The sequence below is a fragment of the Flagellimonas sp. 2504JD4-2 genome (assembly GCF_053642935.1).
This window is the reverse complement of the sequence record NZ_JBSIOV010000003.1, coordinates 136571-157474: the sequence shown is the minus strand read 5'-3', so window position 1 is coordinate 157474 and position 20904 is coordinate 136571. Positions and strand designations below refer to the sequence as shown.

Sequence of the window (20904 nt, the reverse complement as noted above, 5' to 3'; positions counted from 1 at the left end):
AATAGCAATGACCACTCCCGAACATCAACTGAACCTGCGACTACGCCATCCTGATTACCAAAAGTTTTTGGACTTCAACGAAGTAGAATCCCAAAAAGTCAAAAAAAACTTTAGCTGTGCTGTCGATCAAGCATATGGGCAGGAGGCATTGCAAACACTGGACATCTTCCCCTCTGCCATCCCAAACGCTCCCATTCTGATATTTATCCATGGTGGGTACTGGCGGGCATTGGATAAGAAAAGTTACAGCTTTGTCGCAGCTCCCTTTGTAGAGAATAATATGACGGTTTGCATTATAAACTACAGACTCATTCCAACGGTCAACATGAAATTTCTTTTGAATGACGTTAAGGATGCTGTGGATTGGATTCAAACGAATGCATCTCAATACAATGGAGACCCAAAAGCTATGATATTATCAGGTCATTCCGCAGGTGGACATCTGGCATTAATGACCTATCTGATGAACGAAAATTTGAGGTCAAGCATTCGAGCCATTTGCAGCCTAAGTGGCATATTTGATTTAAGTGTAATCAAGAATAGTTATCTGAATACAACTTTGCAATTGGATGATGCCGATGTCGACACTTTTAGTGTTTCAAACAAAGACCTAGCTGTGCTAAAATGTCCCACTTTATTAAGTGTTGGGTCGGGTGAAACGGAACTTTTTATTGAGCAGTCCAAAAATTTATTTGCCAAGAATACATCCTTGGCTCCTTTGGAGTACTTGGAGTACAACGAACTCAACCATTATGAAATCGTACATAAACTGGGAGATGAAAACAATGCCTTGTCACAGTTTATTCTGCAACACGCCAATAATGGAAGCAACACCTTAAATTAGCAATTATGGAAAGTTCCTTATCAGAATTTTAGCTTAACCCACTTTTCGAAAGATATAGGACAAGGAAAATCTCGAATCCAGTGTTGGCCGTATCTTTGATTGTGACCAAAATTTCTGCGAACTTAGCTCGGCTCTTGTCCATAACCTTACATACACTTCAAAGATGTTTCAACGCAAAAAATATTCCCTCCTTGTTTTCCTAACGTTCTCAATAACCTTAATGGGCTTTGCCCAAAATGCGGAAAACAACGATCGAACTTTAAAAGTGATGAGCTATAACATTTGGAATGGGTTTGAATGGGGAAAGGATGTGGAGCGAAAAGCACAGTGCATCGACTGGATTAAGAGCAAAAAACCGGATGTGGTGGCACTACAAGAATTATGCGGTTATGATGAGCAAATGCTAAAAGAAGATGCCTTGCAATGGGGCCATCAATATGTACAATTACTGAAAACAGAGGGGTATCCAACTGCATTGACCTCGAACCGCCCGATTGAACTAAAGGAACGCAAATTGGATGGCTTTTGGCATGGGATGTTACATTGTAAGACCTATGGTATAGATTTTTTCGTGGTGCACCTATCGCCGGCAGACGCCAAATTCAGGTTGAAAGAAGCAAAAATGATTGTTCAAAGCATCCAGGAAAGCAAACCCGACAACTTTGTTATCCTGGGCGATTTCAATGCCAATTCCCCTTTTGACGCCTATGCGCTTGAAAAGAACAATGCGCTCCGAGAAAAGTATAGACCAAAAAATGCCGATGACAAACATTCGAATCTACGCAACGGAAATTTTGATTACTCCGTTATTGGCCAATTTTTGGCCTGTCCGGCTGTAGACCTTGCCTTGAATAAAGTTGACTTGGTCAACAAGGGCCATACCTTCCCTACTCCAGCGCTAACGGTCAAATACAATCATACTAACAAATCGATAATGAAGAACCGTGTCCGTATTGACTATATTTTCGCCAGCCCAAACTTGGGAACTACCTGTACGGATTTTGAAATCTTCAACCAGCACAAAACACATGGACTATCTGACCATTATCCAGTAATGACCCAGTTTAAGCTGTTAGGAAAGTAGCCTGTAATGCCTCTGGACGTGGTCTTGGTATGACTTTTGTAGCCTGCTTGTACTATGTATGCGAATTTACGAGCAATATTTTTTTCGCTGGCACTTTTGTTTTGCCTTACTCCCCTTTTGTCCCAAAACAAATCTTTTATGAAAGGTTATATTTTGCTGCACAGTGGCGATACCCTAACAGGCTTTATCAAGGATAGGTCTCCTGAACCCTTTGTTTCGCTATATGCCAAGATTCGATTTAAACAGGATTCCTCTTCAAGAACCAAAAAATATGATGCCGATGATATTTTTGGGTATGGCTTTGATGGAAATCATTTCCTCTCCGTTCCGTTTAGGGAAGAACAAGAAATGTGGATAAGCAGATATTATTCCGATTCAAGTTCGCCCCGGAGATTCCTTAAAGTAATAAAACAGTCCGAACACCTGATGTACTACGAACAGCTGTTTATACATGACGACAATTTCTATTTGGATTTCATTCCCTTTTTCCACAAACCTAATTCCAACCAAATGGTAAGGGTTACCCAGGGGATTTTGGGATTTAAAAAAAAGAGACTTCTTGAGTATTTTTCCGAATGCCCTGATATAATTCAAGTTTTGTATGCCAAGGATTCAAGGACTCCCGATAATTTGTCACTGTACGAATATTATTTGGAACACTGCGCGCAATGAACTAATTTAAACCATAGTGTTTTTGCAAAAAACAAAATGCCCCTGACACACCTTTGTCATCGCGGACTTCTAATTTTGCGCATCATTAACTAAAAACCAACACAAATGGAAATTTTCAGTATTGCAACTTTGGCCCTATCGGGTCTTCTATTACTTATGGTTGGAATTGCACGATTGAGCAACCCGATAAAGAACTACGCCAAAAACTCCGGCATCACCCTTGCCGACGATGTGGACCTGCTGAACGAAGTCAGGGGAACCAGCGCCGTCATGCTAATAGGCGCGATTGTCGTTCTCTTGGGCATTCTTGTTCCTAATTTGGGCCTCACCTCGCATGTCATTGCCATTCTGCTCTTTTTGGGATTTGCCATAGGCAGATTTGTCAGTATAGCTGCGGATGGCCAACCAAACAAAAAGATAAAGCAGGGCATCCTATTTGAACTGGTTCTGGGTGCGGCAAATATCATCTGTTTGATTCCATTGCTTGGGTAAATCAAGCTTTGGCCAAATTCATGGGCTTGTCACTTTTTTAAAAAAAAGAGCAAGTTCAAGTTCAAAGTGTCAAAGCTTTAATTCCAGCAATCTAAAAATCAAACCGCCCCAATTAGCTTTCAATTTTCATCAGCTCAATTCACTCCCAAAATCCTCATGCCCAATGAGCTCCTTTTCTTCCTAAAGAATAAATCAACTTTTAACCACAAAACATGTTGATAACTTCTTACAACCTGATGATATACCTCTTGATTATGACAGAAAATTCAGTGAAATTAGAATTAAAATACTAGGACAACCTATTGTTCAACTTTCACATTAAACCAATTAAAATGAAAACATCGAATCTTATCTCACTATTTCTACTTTCATCCATCATGGCGTTTGCCCAATTAGACGATACCAGCTCAACAAGCAATGGCTCCATGACTTTGGGCACCGGAACAGGAACTCTTTATCAATTTGCTGGCGATCAGCGAGGGACCGATGGAACCAATCAATCTCAAGGCGGCTTTGGTATTTTGAGTGGTTCTAACCAAATTTCTCCTATTGTATGGATGTATGGCTATGGTGGTAAAAATGCTTTTCAGGTTAGAAAAAAGGGTTATAACGGAACGGTACAAAATGGCACCACTTTATTTCATGTTGATGTTGATGGAAAAGTTGGTGTCGGGACGTCTTCTCCTGATGCTAAATTACATGTTGAAAATTCGGCCATCACGCAAACTTCCACGGCCAAAACGGATGCCAACCTTATCGTCCAAGGCACGAGTACCACAAGAAGTACCTCTGAAGGAGCTGCTCTTGGATTCGTGGTTCCAGCAAATACGGATGGAAGCAATCACTGGCAACAAGGTAGAATTCTTGTGACCCCTGACAACACTAATAGCAGCAATGCCAGCGGAAGAATGTACTTGCAGGCCAGATATTATAGCAATGGGGCGTGGCGATGGAGAAATAATTTAGTGCTGCTCTCCTCTGGAAGAGTTGGGATTGGTACAGAAGTAACCGGAAGTCATGAGTTGGCAGTCGAAGGCTCTATTGGAGCTAGGGAAGTAAAAGTTGAGGCCACCGGTTGGTCCGACTTTGTTTTTTATGATGACTACAAGCTTCCCTCCCTGCAAGAAGTAGAAAACCATATCAATGAGAATGGACATTTAAAAGACATCCCAAGTACCAAAGAGGTTGTAGAAAATGGGTTTTATCTTGGCGAGATGGATTCCAAATTACTTCAAAAAATAGAAGAATTAACTCTTTATACCATCCAACAACAAAAGGAAATCGACAAACAAGCTGATGAGATAGAAGGGTTGAAATTGTTGGTCCAGCAGCTAATCGAAATTAAAAAATAAAAATATAACCTCACTCCCAGTAAGAAGGTATCTTGTGGTCAGAAAATCACATACACCTAATATGACAAACAATACCCAAAAAGAAATAAATTGTGGTCTTAAACAAGTAAGATGTAATCAGATAAAAAAACACTGTGATCGAGAAAAAGGACATTCAAAAGTTAGTATTGGACAAAAAGAAAAGTACGCTCAAGGCTCATTTTAAGGATGCCTTTTTCATTAACAATTTAAGATACAGTAGAGAGATCAGGGAGAATGAGGTTCTGCTCTGGTATTCCTCATACTAGTTTAGAGGTGGCTATCCAATTTTTCATCTGCAATTTGATACCGAAAACAAGCTTGTTGGTATTAAAACTGAACTGAATCCGTTCGGCAAACTAGTGGGAAAAATAATCCAGTTAACAATTGGCATTTTCGCACTTCTTCCAATCTTAGGAAATGGATTTGAACAAGGATGGTTTGGATCAATTTTCGTATTGATCGTGGCCTTTGTATTATTTCTAGTAATGAGAAAAGTTTCAAGGACGGAGAAAAAAATAATGACGGACGAATTAAAGGAAACCATTGAGAACATTGAAAAAGAAAAATTCCCGGAAAAGTTTATTGCACGGCTCGAAAAGAACATTCCCAAAGAAAACGAATGGACTTTAAAAAAGATAATCACCAGGATTTTCTTTTACCCCTTTTGCATGGGAATCATCTATTTGTGCCTTACTGGGTTTCTTCCAAAAGGGCAGTATTTTTATGCACTCTTTGGAACAGCGGTCTGTGGAGCCTATTTGTATTCTGACTTAAGCTCAATATTTAAAAAATAATGAACCAAAAGAGATAGATTGTGTTCAGATATCACTCCCTATAATTTGGATCAGATGAAAAAACTATTCCTACCTATACTTTGTGTTGTCTTTTACACAGGCCTATACGCTCAAAATGTGCATCGAACCGTCTGTAATGGTAATTTGGCCCGATTGGATAGTATGCTTTCCACAACTCCCCTTGATATAAAGGATAACCGTGGCCGTTCTTTATTGCATTGGGCAGTAGCCTGCAAACAGCAAGAATTGTTTGACTATCTCATTAAAAAGGGAATACAGGTTAATGCAATTGATAATCAAGAAAAAACGCCCTTGCACGTTGCGGTTCAATTCGATAATATGGCATATGCCGATCGTCTGATTCAATTGCAATCCGATAACGATTGGCAATCCAAATATGGCGCAGCCCTTTTGGAACTTGCATTGGTGAATAAAAACAAGAAACTCACTGAAAAACTGATTGGTAATGGAATCGATGTAAACATCAAAAACAAGAGAGGTAGCACCCCTTTGGAAATTTCGAAACGACTAGGTGCCGACGTTATTACCGAACTGCTGATTTCACGTGGAGCCGATGAAAATGCGGTGCGCAAATTCGAAATGAAGGGAAAATATATGGGATTGGAAAAACCCGGTGTACAGGGTAAAATGTTCGCCCCTAATTTCATCTCCACCGAGGAGCAAGAATTTGGTTCGGTATTCAATAAAAAAGGTACCGAGTTTTATTATGGCGTGGATGTGGGCAAAAGAAACGAAATTCGATACACCCAAATTAAAGAAGGTAAATGGAGTAAACCTATAACCCTAATTTCCCATGAACAATACAGTTATAATGACCCTTTTCTCTCCAATGATGAAAACAGATTGTATTTCATATCCACAAGGGCGTTGGACGGCAAGGGAGAAATCAAGGATGTCGATATATGGTATGTTCAGCGCGTAGATGACGGATGGTCGGAACCAATCGGTGCAGGTTCGAATATCAATACTAGCGGGGATGAATATTACATATCCTTTACCAATGAAGGAACCCTATATTTTGCCTCTGATGGCCACATCCGAACGGACACGACCCGCACGGACCATGATATTTACTACTCCAAGAAGCTTGATAATGAATTCCAAAAGCCTGTATTACTCGACGAAGCGGTTAATACGACAGGATATGAAGGTGATGTTTTTGTCGCTCCGGATGAATCCTACTTAATATTTTGTTCGACTCGAGATGGCGGTTTTGGAAGAGGGGATTTGTATATCAGTTTTAAAAATCCAGATGGAAATTGGACAAAAGCGGTCAACATGGGGGATAGTATAAACACAGAACATTATGAATACTGCCCTGTGGTAACCAAAGATGGAAAATATCTCTTTTATACGAGCAACCAAGATATCTATTGGGCAAGTACAGTACTAATAGATGAACTTAAGAAAAAAGGCAAGTAACACTATTTTTTGAAACCTTTGTCTCCTCAAGATTGCTATCTTGCAGTCATAACCAGACCTAACCAAAATTGACCAAGAAATACCTTTTAGTTTTTCTTTTATTGCTCTCATTCCCCCTAACCGCCCAGTGGGATTCCATAAAATCGAGATTTTCCTTTAGCGGTGATTTTAGGTTCAGGCTTGAGCAAGATTGGGATTCCCGAAATTCAGACGGAACGTTCAGGGAAGATAGATCAAGATTACGATATCGATTACGAGCGGGACTTGAATACAGACATAACCGCAACATTCTAGTGGGCGCCCTAATCCGAACGGGAAACCCTAGAAAGCAACAAGACCCACAACTTACCTTGGGTGACGCCTTCAACGAGTTCGGAACCTTGCCCGTTGCCTTGGAAAAGGCTTTTTTTCAGGCAGAGTTCAACAAATTCAAATTTTGGCTGGGCAAAAACACCTTCCCCTTTAAAAAACAAAACGAGCTGTTCTGGAGCGACAATGTCTTTCCCGAAGGTGTCCATCTACAAAAAACATTCAATCTTACATCCGACTGGGTCGATAATTTGAACATCAATGCCGGACATTTTATTCTAAATTCCCGAGGAGGGTCGTTTACAAATGATAGTTATTTCCAGGGAATTCAAATAGTTTCCCAGCACTTTGATGACAGGGTGTCCATTTGGCCTACCTTATATCTGTTCCGAAATATCCAAGACATTCCAGACGGCGCCGAAACTTTCTTCTTGGATTATTCGATTGTGAGCGTTGGTGGATACGTCACCCTAAGTAAATCCCCGCTTATAAAAGTGGAAATGGACTGGTACTATAACCTTGAAAATTATGATGACAATGACATGATACCGCAAAATTTGAGAGATCAGAAAAATGGACTTACCGCGGCCACAAGTTATGGGCAACTGGTAAACAAGGGAGATTGGCTCGTCATGCTTACCTATGCCAATTTACAACGTTTTTCCGCTTTGGATTTTATGGCTCAGAATGATTGGGCCCGATGGGATTATTCAGCTTTCGGGTCGCCGGACGGAAGACTTACCAACCTTGAAGGAATTGAATTTACCCTGGGAACTAAAATCGACAAGAGCATTGTGCTCAAAATGAAATATTACTTCGTGGATCAACTTGTGCCTTTGGGTGCGTTTACTGAAAATGGGCAAAGAATCCGATTTGATATAGATATTGCGTTCTAAAATTATCTTCAAAATGTAGCATGCACTCCTGTTGGATTGTATCTTGTGGTTTCTAAACACCAATGCATGATACGGATCATCTATAGCTGGAAAGTACCACCCGAAAAATTGGAACTTTTTGTGGCAACCTGGAAAAAAACCACCAATGGCATCCATGAAACGGTCAAGGGAGCACGGGGTAGCTTTATGCTGCAGAGTGAAAAGGATTCCACGGCAATAAAAACTATTGCAAGGTGGGATTCACTTCACGATTGGGAGCAATTTTGGCAGGATAGCAGGCCCAGCCAAATGCAATCCATGCACAATTTGGGAGAACGGACCTCCGTGGAAATCTTTACTGAAGTTGATGATTTTACAAAGTAAAAGGAAATTCGAAGTTTTTTACATGCAAGTAAATTTTAAGTATTAAAATTAAATCTTGATCATAAAGGCAATACAACATGGAAAAAGATTATGCCCACAAATCCATCCTACGGACTTCGGATTTTATAATGACCGTTATTTTAGTGGTTGGAGGTTTGATCGAATATTTTCTTATTTGGCATTGGGACCTCCCCTTACCCAACCACCTCAGAATTTTATTTGGACTCATCCCCTTGATATTTGGCATTTCGCTCATAGCACAGAGTAAATCAGAACTCAATAAGGCACAACAACCTTCTCAACCCGGAAGGCCTACATCTAAAATCATACAATCCGGAATTTATAGCAAGACGCGTAATCCCACCTATTTGGGATGCTCTATTATGTTACTTGGTTTGGGAGTAATCCTCAATTTTTATACCTGGATGATTGGTTCCGGCCTGTCGCTGATTCTGATGCATGTACTCCTCGTTTTACCCGAGGAAAGATATCTAGCTTCAAAATTTCCAAAAGAATTTTCCCGATACAAGGAAAAGGTAAACCGATGGATTTAATAGCTTTCGACCTGCTTGAAAAATCTTTCCAAAACATTTGCGTAACCGAATGATTACATATACATTTGTAACCCTTTAGTTACCTTTTTCAATGCGAAGAGATGTTTACCAAGCCATAGCCGACCCTGTCCGCCGAGACATTATTGACCTTTTGTCCAAGGAGGTGCTCTCGGTGAATGAAGTGGCCAAGGAGTTTAACATAAGTCGGCCTGCTATTTCAAAACATCTGAAAATATTGCATGAAAGTGGTCTTATCGCCATCAATAAAAAAGGAAGGGAACGCTACTGCCAAATTGAGCCTCGAAACCTGATTCCCGCATTCATGTGGCTGGAACAGCACAAACAACTCTGGGAAGAAAAAATAGACAATTTCGAAGCATATCTAATGAATCTAAAATCTCAAAATAACCAGAATGAACGATAGAACCGTAACCATTAAACGAACATTTGATGCCCCAATCGCTTTGGTTTGGGAAGCTTGGACACAACCAGAGCACATTGCCCATTGGTGGTCCCCCAAGGGAATAACAACCAAAATAATTGAACACGAATTCAAGGAAGGAGGCAAATGGAAATTTGCCATGCCCATGCCCAATGCAAAGGAGTTTATCGCCGAAGGCGTTTATATCGAGATTGTGGAACATGAAAAAATCATTTCAAAAGCAGACTTTAAACCCATGACCGAAGCAGTCGAAATTCAAGCATTGTTCAAAACGCTGGGTGATAAAACTGAGTTTACCTTCAACGTGGTCCACCCTACCGTGGAGTACCGTATCCAACAGGAAAAAATGGGCATATTAAACGGATGGGGCTCTGTCTTTGATAGACTTGAAGAATTACTTACAACAATGGTCAACCCTTAAACAATCAAGAAATGAAAACAATGACATGCAAACAACTTGGCGGTTCTTGTAATATGGAATTCCATGCCGAGACCTTCGAGCAAATTGCCGAAATGAGCAAACAGCACGGAATGGAAATGTATCAGAAGCAGGACCAGGCCCATTTGGCTGCTATGGGAGCTATGCGGGAGTTAATGCAGAATCCGGAAGCCATGCAGGAATGGATGGAAAGCAAAAGAAGGGAATTCGAGTCTCTGCCTGAAAATGGATAAAACCAATGGATTATAAAACCTTTCAGCCCCACCCTGACCTAGCTGCACTAATCAGTTGTCATTGGACCTTGGAGGTTCCTACCTCCGATGATTCCCAAAGGCAACGCATCATTCCAGATGGCAAAATTGAAATGGCGTTTATTTTGGGAGATGATATCAAACGCTATACTACGGGCGATGAATTCATTCTACAACCCCGCGCCATGGTATTGGGGCAAACTATGGAACCTTTTTATATCGAGCCTACAGGTAATGTCAATTCATTTTCCACTTCCTTCTACCCCTACGGTTTTGCCAATTTTGTAACCACACCCATAAAGACGCTGGCCAACAAAGAAACAGCTTTGGAGGTCTTATTTGGAGCACAAACTGCCAAAAAACTGGAGCAGGAAATCATTGAAGCCGCTGATACCCAACAAAGAATTGCAATCATCGAACGTTTTCTGTTGAACAGACTCAACGAACAATCCACAGTGGATAACATTGTCAAATCAACCGTGGATGCCCTCCTATCCACAAAGGGAAATACATCGATAAGTACTCTTCTTAAGGATGATCTATCCAAAAGAAGACAGTTGGAGCGGAAGTTTTCGAAACAAATCGGCATCAGTCCCAAACAATTGGGCAAGGTGATCCGATTGCAAAGTGCCCTTAAAATGTTGCTCAACCAAGAAGGTGAAAGCTTGACCAATATTGCTTATGAAAATGAATATTACGACCAGGCACATTTTATCAAAGACTTTAAAGAATTCACAGGAATCAGTCCAAAAGAGTTTTTGGGCAATGAAAACATGAAGCTCTCTTCGGCCTTCTACAAATAGATCAAACTGTCGCATTTTTACAATTCCGTCCTTCAAGGGTGTTCTAGTTTTGCTTCAACGGTTAATCCAAAAACATGAAACAAAGAGTACTCAGCCTTTCCGCAGTCATACTAATCATTGCATTTATGGCTTGCAATGCCAAAACCAAGCCTGAACCGGAAAAGCAAGAGGTAGATTCAACCATAAATCAAAGCGTAAAAGACATGAACAGTTATGTTTCAATTTTTGAAATTCCGGCTACGGACATTTCAAGGGCCATTGAATTTTATCAAGACATTTTGGATATTTCTATTGAAAAAATGGAAATGCCCGGTATGGAAATGGGCATATTACCCTACGAGGACCAACTGGTTACAGGTGTTATTTTTAAAGGCGAAGGATTTCAACCGTCTGCAGATGGCGTTACGATTTACCTAAATGGTGGCGATAACCTTCAGACCATTCTTGACAAGATTGAGCCCAATGGAGGAGAAATCATTGTTCGAAAAACACCCCATGCCGACGAAATCGGGTATTTCGCTTTGTTTCTGGATTCGGAAGGCAATAAAATGGGACTACACTCTCCAAATTGACTTTTCTATAGGGAATTGTTTGACAAAACCACTATCTGTTTAGACTAGGCTTTCAGTCCTAAGCTCCGTATCTTTGTGTTATGGAAAAGGTCAGTTCCAACAGCAGTGGAAACAAGTTAGATGGCAAAAAACTTATCCTGTTTGATGGGGTCTGCAACCTCTGCAACGGAGCGGTGCAGTTCATCATTAAACGTGATAAAAAAGATAGTTTCCGTTATGCCCCTTTGCAGAGTGAAATTGGAGAAAGGCTGATAGCAGAACGCGCCATCGACACTTCCAAAGTTGATTCCATTATCCTTATCGAGCCCGGTGTGGCCTATTTCACTAAATCGGATGCAGCTTTGCGAATTGCACAGGATTTTGGTGGACTTTGGAAAGGTATGGTGTTCTTTACCTGGATCCCCAAAGTCTTTCGAGATGCCATTTATAACCTCGTTGCCAAAAATCGTTATAAATGGTTCGGCCGTAAAGATGCCTGCATGATTCCAACCCCAGAAATACATGCCAAGTTCTTGGGATAATCATCTCCCAATATTTTTTTTACCCCCACTGACATAGGGTTGTCACAACGCAGTTCTAGTTTTGCTTTCAAATAAAACAATCTACGATGAGAGTAAACAAATCAATTCCCACTATCTGCTTGGCATTGGGTCATGCGTTAATCGGTTATGGGCAAAATTCAGGACAGGACATTCAGTTCCCTTCAGCTTCCGACTTTGTTTCCAGTCCCTTAAGAAATAGTATTACACTTGAACTCAACGCCACCGCTTCAGAGGTTTGGGCACTGGTCGGGAGACTGGAACGTATGCCAGAATACAGCAGTGGACTTAAGAAAGTGGACGCACAATACGATACTTTTGACCAGTGTCTAGGCTTTACTTGCACTTTTTTACCTATGGAAGCAGGTATGCCTGAAACCACCCATGCCGAAATCATGAAATGGTACAAGCCCAACGTCGGTCTGGCGTCGATTGCTGAGGAGCCGAATACTTTCGGCCTAAAAAATTCGCTGGGCATCTTGACTTTGGAAAGCAAAGGCAATAATACCTTGTTTCGATGGAGTCAGCATTTTGATTCAGATGACATGGAAACCCTTAAAATGAACATTGAAGGGTTTAGATTGGCACTTAATGAGGACATCGCCAATAATCTCATCAAAACCTTTGGTGGACGAATCGTTGAGAGTTATGTGCAACAGTTTTGATCAAAGCTATCACCTCTTTAAATTTTAATGAACAGTGGCAGAATTATTTAAAAACATCTACAATTCAACTTTTTTTGACCGGTTTACGCACTGCGTACAAGAAGTGTTTCCAGCATTTGACAAGACATCCTTTTTAAAAGAGATTTATGATGATGAATGGGACAATAAGGAGTTAAAGGAGCGGATGCGACATATAACCCACGCGCTCAAGAATCATCTAACGGAAGACTTGAATACGAATGTGGCCATACTGTTGAAGCTTATTCCTGTTTTAAAAGAAAACGATTTTAGATCGGACAATCTGGAGTTTATCTTCTTACCGGACTTTGTGGAAATTTATGGAATTGATGATTATGCTGTTTCTATGGAGGCGTTTGGCGAGATCACCAAATTTGTTAGCTGCGAGTTTGCCGTTAGACCTTTTATCATAAATCATCCTGAGAAAATGAAGCAACAAATGGAAGCTTGGTCGCATCACGAACACCCAATGGTGCGGCGATTGGCGTCCGAAGGTTACAGACCACGACTGCCGTGGGCCATGGCTTTACCTGACCTTAAAAAAGACCCCTCACCCATACTGCCCATACTTGAACGCCTTAAATCGGATGTATCTGAATCCGTTCGGCGCAGTGTAGCCAACAATCTGAACGATATTTCCAAGGACAATCCGGATATCGTCATCCAATTGGCCAAAACCTGGAAAGGAGAAAGCAAAGAAGTGGATTGGGTAGTAAAACATGCTTGTAGAACTCTGTTGAAGCAGGGCGTTCCGGAAGTGATGCGATTGTTCGGGTTTGGGAAAGTCAACAAAGTCAAAATCGAGAAATTCAAGGTAACAACCCCGACCGTAAGCATAGGTGAGGATTTGAATTTCTCCTTTGTACTGAACAATGTCAACGGCAAGAGTTCCAAAATCCGTTTGGAATATGGTCTTTACTATCAAAAAGCGAATGGTACACTTTCCAAAAAAGTCTTCAAGATCAGTGAAAAGGATTATGCTGCTGACTCATCCACAGAAATTCAACGAAAACAACCCTTCAAAATCATCACAACTCGAAAACTTCATACCGGACTGCATCAAGTTTCAATTATTGTAAACGGGGTGGAGTTCGATAAATTGGATTTTCAGCTTACTTCTGGGAAGTAATTTTAATATGATATATAGCCGGAAAGGTAATCTAGTATAATCCTTCCCTTAGCCAAGGGAAGGTGGATTGATGCCCGCATCAAGACGGAAGGGATTGAACAACACCCTTTCCGTCCCGCTTTCGGCGGGACACCTTTCCCTATAAAGGGAAAGGAATTAGAAGTTTATCTTTCTTCTACATTAATACACTTTGAGGAGTAGAAATCTATTTGCTTTTACAATACTTTCGAATGAAGTTCTCCGGTACTATCCGAGAAGCTTTCCGTTTCGATGTCCAATCGATTCAGCATATTTACAAATAGGTTTGACATAGGTTCCTCATCAAACTTCTCATAAGTTCCATGCTTCAAGCCCATATTGGCACCTCCGGCCAAAATCGTTGGGTAATTAACCGCATTATGGGTCGTACTACAGGCGCTCCCATAAAGAATCATGGTGTTATCCAATAGCGAGCCGTGCTCGTCGTGGGTGTTTTTCATTCGGTCTAAGAAATAGGCAAACTGTTTAGTCAACCACTGATCATATCTACCCCACTCTTCCCAATGCCCGGTACTGAGGTCATGACTGATGGTGTGATGTCCCTTACTAAGTCCTAAAGCCAACTTCGGGAAGTTTTCACCTAATCCTAGGCCGTCTTCACGGGCCATCATATAGGTCATAACACGAGTAAGGTCAACTTCCATACCTAACACCATTAAATCAAAAGTAGTTTTAATGTATGCTTCTGGATCTACCTTTACATCCGCGTTAAAATCAATATGACCGGCATCAAAATCCTTCATGGGGATATCCAACCACTGCTCATTCCTTTTTACTTGTTCTTCCACAGAATTTAAGGAATGCATGTATTCATCCATTTTGGTCTGATCGTGCTTCCCCAAACGTTTATGCAGTCGCTTGCTATCTTCAAGGATTAAATCCACAATCTTTTTATCCTGTTGAATGCTTTTTCTTCTTGCTTGTGTAGTTCCACCGCTTCCTGGGGCAAAATATCTTTCAAATATTTCGCGATGTCTATGCTCTGACGGAATTGGTTTACCTGATAGATCAAATGACAAGGTGGAAACCCTTGATTTGTAGCCAATTCCCCCGTCTGTAGACAACGCTAAATATGGATATCTAGTATGCCTGCTGAACTTTTGGGCAACCAATTGGTCAAGGGAAATACTGTTCATGTAAGCACTCCCTCTCACATCTCCTCCCGTTAACCAGGTATCCCCAGCCAAATGACCCAGCAAAGCCCTGCTTCGCGGATGACTCAACCCTCCAATTATAGACATGTTTTCACGATGTTCCACCAAAGGCTTTAAGGTTTGTGTGACTTGATAATCCCGACCTTCTCCCATAGGAAACCAACTCCATTTTTTATGAAATGAACTTTCAACAGGAGGTAGTCCGACACCATTTGGAAAATATACGCAGCAAAGCCTTTTCATTGCTTCACTTGATATGCTGGTACTTTTGAGCATAGTTCCCATGCCCATTGCTTCCATATACGGAATGGTACAAGTAACCCCAAGTCCTTTGAGAAATGTTCTACGATCTAAATGCCATGATTTACGGGCCATAGTCTAATCTTTAAAAATCACCAATAAACGATTTGCTTGTAATAATATGTTCAAATACAGCTTGAAAACGATAGCCATCTTCCTTAATAGCGCTAACTATGGATTCAATTTCGGGTTCATCAACAAAGGTCACATCCCGTCCAATTGCATAAGAGAATAGATGTTTTACCAATGAGCGTGTAAAGTCGTCTATTTTTTCATTTAAAATATACGCTTTTATTTCGTCAATTCCATCAACTATCTTACCATCAGGTAGTTCCGCTTTTACATCGATAGGATTCCCGTTGTTTGCCACGGTTTGGAAAAGTCCAACGGCATTGTAGTTTTCAAAGACGATTCCATAGGGATCGATCTTCGCGTGACAATCCATGCACGAAACTTTATTTCGATGTAAAAACAATTGTTCCTTCAAAGTCAATTTTTCAAAACCAGGGGTCTCTGGATCCAGCTCCGGTACATTTGGTGGCGGATCTGGTGGTCTGTCACCCAATATTCGTGAGCGAAGCCATACGGCACGTTTTATGGCATGGGCCTGGGTTCCATCAGAATGTCCACTTAAAAAGGAGCCTTGCGAGAGTAGTCCACCCCTCTTGGAATCAGGCGCCAAAGCAACCGGTCTGAAATGATTTCCTTTTACATCTTCAATCCCATAAAATTCAGCCAGGTTCTGGTTCAACATCGCAAAATCGGATTCTATCAAATTCCCGATATACATATTACAATTGAGTATATGGTGCACAAAATGATAGGTTTCCTCAGCCATATCACGTTTGACAAATCGGCTGTACGCCTCATACTCGTTCACATTGGTGCTCATGGTTTCGTGTCGGTCAAGACGGAGCCATTCTTTGGAGAAATTGCGAACCATTTCCCAAATCTTATCGTCCTGCAACATGCGCTGCACCTGTTTTTTCAATTCTTTTTTACGATGGAGTTTCCCTCTATCCGCCAAGGCCAACAACTCTTGGTCTGGTGGTGAATCCCAAAGGAAGTATGACAAACGTGACGCCAAGAAGAACTCTCTTTCATCGTCAGAAGTACCTTCTTCAGGCTCGGCCAAATAGATAAAGCTCGGAGAACACAGTATAGCAACAAGTACTTCTTTTATACTATCCTCATAACGCTCATAGTCGTCCTTAATGCCTCTCCAAAATTCTAGATATGGAGTAATTTCTTCTTTTTCCAATGGACGTCTGAAAGCCCTTTCCATAAATCTGCCCAAAACTTGGGCGGTATATTTTTCTTTATCGGCAACATCCGGGGAATCAAAAAATATTGCACTATGACTTTTAGGGGGCCATTCAGCATAATACGGTGCTTCAAATGCCAACTCATGGATCAAAAGCGGTGGTCCGGAATCCCTGTTATCTTTCACCAGATAATCGTTCCAGATTCCCATCCCCATAATATTGGCCAGAATTTCAGTTTCCACAGTATCAATTACTGGAATAGGTAAATCTTCCAGTCTACCTTTAAAGATATATTGCCTTTCGGCATCCGAATTAATTACATTCCTAAAGTCATCAAAGTTCTTATAGTCTATTCCATCATCTGTACGTGAACCCGCAAAAACCCTCATAATTGGGGATGCCAACTCATACTTCAACCTACTTTCCTCCTCCTCATTGTCCAATTGAATGGCAACCGAATGATCATCGGGAAAAGGAGTTACGATAACCTCGCCAAATCCTACAAAGAAGCGTCCACCGATCTCTAGGTTGTGTTTTCCTTCCTCCAAATAGGCCAAGGTCAATGGTGTTACCATATCCAACTGCTCGCCTTCTGGTTTTTGCAAATGCAGACGTTCTTGCAAACGGAATTGATCTATACGAATATTGACAGATGGCATACCATCTAGTGCAGCATAGGGATGGGTAAAATCAAACTGGTAGTATCCTGTTTTGGGGGCAAAAAAAGTAGTACGTGTGTAACTATATTTGGTTAAGTCCTCGGCCAGTAAATACTTTCCCTTGCGAATCAGATTTGTCTTGTTCGTAAAGGAATTGGGACGAAGATTGATAGTACCTTCCAACTTCTCCGCCGGTACTGGATTACGGAGACTGATCAATCCTTCTTTTTTCACGTGTTCCTGATATCCTTTGGAAGCTTTGATCCGAAATTCGAAGTCACCCTCCATAGGAAAGTAATCTTTGACCAACAGTTTTAAATTAGGTGAAGGTCCCTGCCATGATTTTGGACTTACTTCTTTATGCGGTAATGCGGAATAAAGAATAACTCCATTATCCACGACTTCGTAGCGATCCGAATGTGATCCCCGCATTCCTATTCCGATATTCTTCTTGACCTCTTCATAATGTGCCTCTTCAATACTGTCTTTGGGTTGAACAGGTAATCCATTTTCGTCCAAAATATCAACAATAATGTCATCAGAACTTATGGGCGCACTTTGATAACCGCCAACCGTTGCAGAAGGTAGGTCCATCCCTATTTCCTTTCCAAATTTGACCCTGTAATGGGTAGTCTTGGGTTTTTCAAGGGGCGCGATAGCCTTGTCCAATGCTTCTCGGGCAATTTGTTTATAATATTCTATATGCAAAGGAGAAATTTGCAGCTCGTGACCATTGTTGCTGAAGCCCATTTCCGATTTTTCATCATCGGGCAATACCTCGCCAAAATCAACAGTCACATCCAACAACTCATTCAAAGAATTGGTGTACTGCTTTTTGGTCAATCTTCGGATTACAGCTGTTTGATTGGATTTTTTAATCTTTATGGCATTCTGAACCGAGGCCGTGACCCAATCCACAAGCATTCTACGTTCTTCATCGGTTAGTTGCTCTTCTTCTTCCGGGGGCATTTCACCACTATTGATCATATCAAGCATCCCGCGCCATGTGGCCGCATCTGGACCATTCACCAAATCTGGGTTAATTTCATCCAAACGAAGACCAGCTTTCTGTTCTTCAGGTCCATGGCATTGCACACAATATTTCTCGATTACGGGTTGAATGTCCGCATTATAGTCAAAAGCACTCAAGGTCTTGTTCACTTTGGAATTGTCCATAGCTACCAATCCTTTTAATGCATAGGGGTCATCCCCAAAAATTGAACGGATACCGTCTGGAAGATTTTTGGTCAAATAGTCCGAGCCATGGGTTACGGAGCCACCATAATGACCAGCAACGGTAAGTAAAACCACATTGGCAAAAAGAGCTACCTGATAAACAGAAAAACGTCCTATCTTTTTGGCAATGTCACTTTTATAGATGACGTACAGCCAAATGCTCAGCAAAGCTGTGGCCAACCCAAACCACTTATGGAGTGCAAAGACATCGCTTCCATAACTACCTGAAGCAGCCAATAACGTTCCGGCCAGTACAGCTGGTATTGCAGTAATGACAACAAACTTGAGCACTACCCCCCGAATATGGGACATATGCTGTTTCGGAATGACAATCTCAAGGATGAAAAGACACACTAGAGCCCCAATTGGAAGGTGTACCAAAATGGGATGGAATTTTCCGAAGAAATCCAAAAACCAATGCATATCACCTCCATTAATAGGCATAAAAGGAATCGCAACGAGTACGACAGAAAGTATACTAATATAGATTAAGCTATTGCCCTTCATCCAAAATTAAGTTTATTAGGATCGTTTAAATTTTGCCTATAGCATCCTCTACAAGCAAGTTGATGTAACAAAATTAATTGAATAAAACTCCGGACTTTACCAAAAAACTTGCAGTATTCAATACTTAAATTGCATCGTGGCCTTCAAAAAGTTAAAATTTAAGCAAAATCGTAGTGCTTTGACCTTATAATTGAATCTTCACAAATTTTCTGGAAGGATATTTGTCTAATCTATAGTTTCAATTATAATTCACCCTCATAATACTTGCCCAATGCTTTACTCACCCAAAAAACCAGTTCACGGACCAATTAGTTTGGTTTACACATTTTGAGTTTCAATCTGCCATTTAAGGATTTAAGTTCACTCAAACTTTAAATCCAACAGTCATGAAAAAACTAATATTCTTAATTATCCTTTGTCCTTTATTGGGACTTGGAAATGACACAAAGGTCCCTTCCAAAATTAAAGATGTTACAGTGTACTTAAGTGGTGCCCAAATCTATCGTAAAGCGGAATGCCAACTTAAGGAAGGAAAAAACAAACTGGTTTTCACCGGGCTCTCACCAAAAGTAGAAGAAAGTAGTATTCAAATTTCCGGTTTGCAAACGGTTTCCATCTTATCCATGTCTTACGACTTGAATTATTTGGAGCAAATAGAAAGCGACCCTAGAGTGAAGCAGTGGGAAGATGAAATTATGGAACATCAGCATAAGACTACCCTGCTCAATAATATCATTGCTGGACTGGAGGAAGAGGAGAAAGTCATTACCTCGAACCGATCAATAAACAACAGACTTCAAGCCTTGGACTTAGATCGGGTAAAAGAAGTAAGTGCGTATTATCGAGAGCGAATTACGGCAATACGAAATGAAATATTCAGAACCAATCTCAAAATAAACGAACATAAGCTTGAAATCAATAAACTGCAGAAACAACTGGCCGAAATCAACAACGCCCCGGAAGAAGAACAAGGTGAACTCACCATCACCTTCGATGCACCCATAGATACAAACCTAAATCTGTCCATATCCTATTTGGTTCGGGATGCCGGTTGGATTCCCAACTATGACATCAAATCAAAAAAACTGAATGCTCCTATCGATTTAGCATATAAAGCCCACGTTTATCAGAAAACGGGAAAGGACTGGGACAATGTTAAGGTGACACTCTCCACCGGCAACCCCAACATCAATGTAAGTAAGCCCCATTTGGGCACCAAATATCTCAACTTTGTGAGCCGCTATGCCAAAAGAACGAAAACGACACCCAAAAAAAAGGGATATGCCTATAATCCGATGGTTCGAAAGATTTCCGGAACGGTGGTAGATCAATCCGGAGCTCCATTGCCAGGAGCCAATGTTGTCATAAAAGGTACCTCACGAGGAACTACCACTGATTTTGATGGGAATTTTATCTTAGATGTCACCAACGGAAAAGAGCTTTCCTTCTCTTATATTGGCTTTAGCTCTCAAGAAATCCCAATTTACTCCTCGGTGATGAACATTCAATTGGAGGAAGACACCTCTACTTTGGACGAAGTCGTCGTGACTGGTATGGGAATAAAGCGTGAGAAAAGAGCTCTTGGTTATGCTGTCAGCTCTGTTGGAGTATCGAATCTTAACGGGAAAACCTCAGGAATTACCATAAGAGGCCAGAATAGCATCCCTAAACCAGCGCCTCCATTATATATTGTAGATGGTGTTCCATTAACTGGGTTTATGGAAGGTGATCTTGATGAAAACGAAATTCAAAACATAGAAGTGTTGAAGGGTGATGCTGCATCAGCTATTTATGGTAACCGTGGTGTAAATGGGATTGTCCTAATCACCACAAAGAAAAGTAGTGTTCAGGATGATTTGACCAATACCAAATTCGTCATCAAAAAACCATACTCCATAGTCTCGGATGGTGATATCACAGCTATTGAGATCAATACCTTCCAACTGCCGGCCGAATATGAGTATTTTGCCGCTCCGCTGGTCAACGAGAATGTGTTTCTTACCGCTAGTTTGAAGGATTGAGAAAAATTCCAACTATTACCTGGAGAAGCCAATATCTATTA

At 41.0% G+C, this 20904-nt stretch carries 22 protein-coding genes; 20 read left to right on the top strand and 2 right to left on the bottom strand.

What is annotated here, in order from left to right:
• The first annotated feature begins 7 nt into the window (after positions 1–7).
• From ACULLH_RS11895 to ACULLH_RS11805, 19 genes are all read left to right on the top strand, one after another.
• Positions 8–844 carry an alpha/beta hydrolase gene (locus tag ACULLH_RS11895; RefSeq protein WP_454088967.1) on the top strand — a complete coding sequence of 279 codons (837 nt, stop codon included), beginning with the start codon at positions 8–10 and terminating at the stop codon, positions 842–844.
• A gap of 163 nt (positions 845–1007) precedes the next feature.
• Positions 1008–1928 carry an endonuclease/exonuclease/phosphatase family protein gene (locus ACULLH_RS11890; protein ID WP_454088966.1) on the top strand — a complete coding sequence of 307 codons (921 nt, stop codon included), beginning with the start codon at positions 1008–1010 and terminating at the stop codon, positions 1926–1928.
• Positions 1929–2066: 138 nt separating this feature from the next.
• Positions 2067–2600, top strand: coding sequence for a hypothetical protein (locus ACULLH_RS11885; RefSeq protein ID WP_454088965.1), 534 nt, complete (start codon positions 2067–2069; stop codon positions 2598–2600).
• Positions 2601–2705: 105 nt separating this feature from the next.
• A complete protein-coding gene (locus tag ACULLH_RS11880; protein ID WP_454088964.1) occupies positions 2706–3092 on the top strand; it encodes a DUF4345 family protein in 387 nt (128 codons plus the stop codon).
• Positions 3093–3424: 332 nt separating this feature from the next.
• The gene (locus ACULLH_RS11875; RefSeq protein WP_454088963.1) at positions 3425–4444 is read left to right on the top strand and encodes a hypothetical protein; all 1020 of its coding nucleotides are present in this window, start codon (positions 3425–3427) and stop codon (positions 4442–4444) included.
• A gap of 134 nt (positions 4445–4578) precedes the next feature.
• Positions 4579–4731: a hypothetical protein gene (locus ACULLH_RS11870; RefSeq protein WP_454088962.1), complete on the top strand. Its 153-nt coding sequence runs from the start codon at positions 4579–4581 to the stop codon at positions 4729–4731.
• Between the two features lie 219 nt (positions 4732–4950).
• The gene (locus ACULLH_RS11865) at positions 4951–5259 is read left to right on the top strand and encodes a hypothetical protein (RefSeq protein WP_454088961.1); all 309 of its coding nucleotides are present in this window, start codon (positions 4951–4953) and stop codon (positions 5257–5259) included.
• Positions 5260–5313: 54 nt separating this feature from the next.
• On the top strand, positions 5314–6702 hold the full coding sequence (locus ACULLH_RS11860; protein ID WP_454088960.1) for an ankyrin repeat domain-containing protein: 1389 nt from the start codon (positions 5314–5316) through the stop codon (positions 6700–6702).
• A 68-nt stretch (positions 6703–6770) separates the two neighbouring features.
• Positions 6771–7907 carry a putative porin gene (locus ACULLH_RS11855; protein ID WP_454088959.1) on the top strand — a complete coding sequence of 379 codons (1137 nt, stop codon included), beginning with the start codon at positions 6771–6773 and terminating at the stop codon, positions 7905–7907.
• A 66-nt stretch (positions 7908–7973) separates the two neighbouring features.
• Entirely contained in the window at positions 7974–8270 is a 297-nt protein-coding gene (locus ACULLH_RS11850) for an antibiotic biosynthesis monooxygenase family protein (RefSeq protein ID WP_454088958.1), read from the top strand.
• Between the two features lie 77 nt (positions 8271–8347).
• Positions 8348–8824: a methyltransferase family protein gene (locus ACULLH_RS11845; protein ID WP_454088957.1), complete on the top strand. Its 477-nt coding sequence runs from the start codon at positions 8348–8350 to the stop codon at positions 8822–8824.
• Between the two features lie 91 nt (positions 8825–8915).
• The gene (locus ACULLH_RS11840) at positions 8916–9248 is read left to right on the top strand and encodes an ArsR/SmtB family transcription factor (RefSeq protein ID WP_454088956.1); all 333 of its coding nucleotides are present in this window, start codon (positions 8916–8918) and stop codon (positions 9246–9248) included.
• On the top strand, positions 9238–9687 hold the full coding sequence (locus ACULLH_RS11835) for an SRPBCC domain-containing protein (RefSeq protein WP_454088955.1): 450 nt from the start codon (positions 9238–9240) through the stop codon (positions 9685–9687). Before ACULLH_RS11840 ends, ACULLH_RS11835 begins: the two co-directional genes overlap by 11 nt.
• 11 nt (positions 9688–9698) lie before the next feature.
• Positions 9699–9938, top strand: coding sequence for a DUF1059 domain-containing protein (locus ACULLH_RS11830; protein WP_454088954.1), 240 nt, complete (start codon positions 9699–9701; stop codon positions 9936–9938).
• A 5-nt stretch (positions 9939–9943) separates the two neighbouring features.
• Positions 9944–10759 carry an AraC family transcriptional regulator gene (locus ACULLH_RS11825; protein WP_454088953.1) on the top strand — a complete coding sequence of 272 codons (816 nt, stop codon included), beginning with the start codon at positions 9944–9946 and terminating at the stop codon, positions 10757–10759.
• Between the two features lie 74 nt (positions 10760–10833).
• Complete coding sequence (locus ACULLH_RS11820) at positions 10834–11331, top strand: VOC family protein (protein ID WP_454088952.1); 498 nt, start codon at positions 10834–10836, stop codon at positions 11329–11331.
• Positions 11332–11411: 80 nt separating this feature from the next.
• A complete protein-coding gene (locus ACULLH_RS11815) occupies positions 11412–11852 on the top strand; it encodes a thiol-disulfide oxidoreductase DCC family protein (RefSeq protein WP_454088951.1) in 441 nt (146 codons plus the stop codon).
• Between the two features lie 86 nt (positions 11853–11938).
• A complete protein-coding gene (locus ACULLH_RS11810; protein ID WP_454088950.1) occupies positions 11939–12535 on the top strand; it encodes an SRPBCC family protein in 597 nt (198 codons plus the stop codon).
• 34 nt (positions 12536–12569) lie between these two features.
• Positions 12570–13682: a DNA alkylation repair protein gene (locus ACULLH_RS11805; RefSeq protein WP_454088949.1), complete on the top strand. Its 1113-nt coding sequence runs from the start codon at positions 12570–12572 to the stop codon at positions 13680–13682.
• A gap of 215 nt (positions 13683–13897) precedes the next feature.
• Here the strand turns inward: ACULLH_RS11805 and ACULLH_RS11800 are convergent, their stop codons facing one another.
• Both ACULLH_RS11800 and ACULLH_RS11795 read right to left on the bottom strand, forming a co-directional pair.
• Positions 13898–15250, bottom strand: coding sequence for a DUF1552 domain-containing protein (locus ACULLH_RS11800; RefSeq protein ID WP_454088948.1), 1353 nt, complete (start codon positions 15248–15250; stop codon positions 13898–13900).
• 10 nt (positions 15251–15260) lie between these two features.
• Positions 15261–18842, bottom strand: coding sequence for a DUF1592 domain-containing protein (locus ACULLH_RS11795; protein ID WP_454088947.1), 3582 nt, complete (start codon positions 18840–18842; stop codon positions 15261–15263).
• Between the two features lie 386 nt (positions 18843–19228).
• Between ACULLH_RS11795 and ACULLH_RS11790 the strand changes: the two genes are divergently transcribed.
• Positions 19229–20863: a mucoidy inhibitor MuiA family protein gene (locus ACULLH_RS11790; protein ID WP_454088946.1), complete on the top strand. Its 1635-nt coding sequence runs from the start codon at positions 19229–19231 to the stop codon at positions 20861–20863.
• Positions 20864–20904 lie beyond the last annotated feature (41 nt).

Excerpts from the sequence above, each read along its gene's own strand:
- ACULLH_RS11895 (WP_454088967.1), top strand. The coding sequence starts at position 8 with ATGACCACTCCCGAACATCAACTGAACCTGCGACTACGCCATCCTGAT.
- ACULLH_RS11890 (WP_454088966.1), top strand. The coding sequence starts at position 1,008 with ATGTTTCAACGCAAAAAATATTCCCTCCTTGTTTTCCTAACGTTCTCA.
- ACULLH_RS11885 (WP_454088965.1), top strand. The coding sequence starts at position 2,067 with ATGAAAGGTTATATTTTGCTGCACAGTGGCGATACCCTAACAGGCTTT.
- ACULLH_RS11880 (WP_454088964.1), top strand. The coding sequence starts at position 2,706 with ATGGAAATTTTCAGTATTGCAACTTTGGCCCTATCGGGTCTTCTATTA.
- ACULLH_RS11875 (WP_454088963.1), top strand. The coding sequence starts at position 3,425 with ATGAAAACATCGAATCTTATCTCACTATTTCTACTTTCATCCATCATG.
- ACULLH_RS11865 (WP_454088961.1), top strand. The coding sequence starts at position 4,951 with ATGAGAAAAGTTTCAAGGACGGAGAAAAAAATAATGACGGACGAATTA.
- ACULLH_RS11860 (WP_454088960.1), top strand. The coding sequence starts at position 5,314 with ATGAAAAAACTATTCCTACCTATACTTTGTGTTGTCTTTTACACAGGC.
- ACULLH_RS11850 (WP_454088958.1), top strand. The coding sequence starts at position 7,974 with ATGATACGGATCATCTATAGCTGGAAAGTACCACCCGAAAAATTGGAA.
- ACULLH_RS11845 (WP_454088957.1), top strand. The coding sequence starts at position 8,348 with ATGGAAAAAGATTATGCCCACAAATCCATCCTACGGACTTCGGATTTT.
- ACULLH_RS11840 (WP_454088956.1), top strand. The coding sequence starts at position 8,916 with ATGCGAAGAGATGTTTACCAAGCCATAGCCGACCCTGTCCGCCGAGAC.
- ACULLH_RS11835 (WP_454088955.1), top strand. The coding sequence starts at position 9,238 with ATGAACGATAGAACCGTAACCATTAAACGAACATTTGATGCCCCAATC.
- ACULLH_RS11830 (WP_454088954.1), top strand. The coding sequence starts at position 9,699 with ATGAAAACAATGACATGCAAACAACTTGGCGGTTCTTGTAATATGGAA.
- ACULLH_RS11825 (WP_454088953.1), top strand. The coding sequence starts at position 9,944 with ATGGATTATAAAACCTTTCAGCCCCACCCTGACCTAGCTGCACTAATC.
- ACULLH_RS11820 (WP_454088952.1), top strand. The coding sequence starts at position 10,834 with ATGAAACAAAGAGTACTCAGCCTTTCCGCAGTCATACTAATCATTGCA.
- ACULLH_RS11815 (WP_454088951.1), top strand. The coding sequence starts at position 11,412 with ATGGAAAAGGTCAGTTCCAACAGCAGTGGAAACAAGTTAGATGGCAAA.
- ACULLH_RS11810 (WP_454088950.1), top strand. The coding sequence starts at position 11,939 with ATGAGAGTAAACAAATCAATTCCCACTATCTGCTTGGCATTGGGTCAT.
- ACULLH_RS11800 (WP_454088948.1), bottom strand. The coding sequence starts at position 15,250 with ATGGCCCGTAAATCATGGCATTTAGATCGTAGAACATTTCTCAAAGGA.
- ACULLH_RS11795 (WP_454088947.1), bottom strand. The coding sequence starts at position 18,842 with ATGAAGGGCAATAGCTTAATCTATATTAGTATACTTTCTGTCGTACTC.
- ACULLH_RS11790 (WP_454088946.1), top strand. The coding sequence starts at position 19,229 with ATGAAAAAACTAATATTCTTAATTATCCTTTGTCCTTTATTGGGACTT.